General features: G+C 63.2%; 2 protein-coding genes. Both read left to right on the forward strand.

Annotated elements, in window-relative coordinates; translation table 11 throughout:
* Positions 1-64: 64 nt before the first annotated feature.
* On the forward strand, positions 65-370 hold the full coding sequence (locus AB0L82_RS43650; protein WP_364651613.1) for a transposase: 306 nt from the start codon (positions 65-67) through the stop codon (positions 368-370).
* A complete protein-coding gene (locus AB0L82_RS43655) occupies positions 367-1,260 on the forward strand; it encodes an IS3 family transposase (RefSeq protein ID WP_364651616.1) in 894 nt (297 codons plus the stop codon). Before AB0L82_RS43650 ends, AB0L82_RS43655 begins: the two co-directional genes overlap by 4 nt.
* Positions 1,261-1,290 lie beyond the last annotated feature (30 nt).

Consider the following 1,290-nt stretch of genomic DNA (forward strand, 5'->3'; position numbering starts at 1 on the left):
TGAGGTTCCCCCGCTTTCTCGGAGAGCTCTGACTGTGGTCCGATAGGGCCGGAAGGAGTCATTCGTGGCAGCACCGAAGAAGTACCCCGATGAATTGAAGGCGCGGGCCGTGCGGCTGTATCGGGAGTCGGACCCGCAGCCGACGATCCGGAAACTGGCCGAGCAACTCGGGGTGCATCACGAAGCGTTGCGGAACTGGATCCGCCAGGCCGAGGCCGATGCCGGCGAGCGGACCGACCGGCCGAGTACCGACATGGCTGCCGAGAACCGCGCGTTGAAGAAGCGAGTCGCCGAACTCGAGCGGGTCAACGACATATTGCGTTCTGCGAGTGCGTATTTCGCCTCCGAGCTCGGCCCGACCCGGCGGTGATCATGCGGTTCGTCGAACAGAACAGCCAACACCCGGTCGAGCTCGTATTACGGGTTTTGGGAATCGCGTCCTCGACCTACTACGAGTGGCGCAAACGCGCGCAGCAACCGTCGGATCGCCATGTCGAAGACGAGCGACTACTGGGCGAGATCGTCGATATCCATACCAGTTCCGGCGGCACATATGGATCGCCGCGAGTGCATGCCATGTTGCGGCGCAACGGCATTCGAGTCGGCCGCAAGCGGGTGGAACGGTTGATGCGGACCTCGCAGCTGCAGGGCGCATTTCTGCGCAAGAAGTGGCGACTCGGGTCGACACGCCAGGATCCGCGGGCCGCTCCGGCACCGGATCTGGTCGAACGCAACTTCACCGCCGAGGAGCCGAACCGGTTGTGGGTCGCCGATGCCACCCGCATTCCCTGCGGGCAGGGCGCGTTCTGGCTCTCCGCTGTCCGCGACGCGTTCTCCAACCGGATCGTCGGCTGGAAGACCTCCGACCGTTGTGACACCGAGTTGGTGCTGGGCGCGCTGGAATATGCGGTCTGGAGCCGCGACATCCGCGATGGCGAACTGATCCACCATTCCGATCGCGGGTCGACCTACACCGCGATCCGTTTCGCTAATCGGTTGGCCGACAACGGTATTGCGCAATCGATGGGGTCTGTCGGTGACAGCTACGACAACGCGTTGATGGAGAACTTCTTCTCCACCCTCAAGACCGAGCTGGTCTACCGGCGAACCTGGCGCACCCGCGACGAGGCCGAGAACGCCCTGTTCGCCTACATCGACGGCTGGTACAACTCCCAGCGCATCCAGAAGAAGCTGGGCTGGCGATCACCCGACGAGTTCGAAGGCGGTTACCATCAACAGGTTCCAGCCGGAACCAGATAATCCGCTCTCCGGATTAGCGGGGGAACCTCA

Source organism: Nocardia sp. NPDC052001, assembly GCF_040680615.1.
In the GTDB taxonomy this organism is placed as follows: domain Bacteria; phylum Actinomycetota; class Actinomycetes; order Mycobacteriales; family Mycobacteriaceae; genus Nocardia.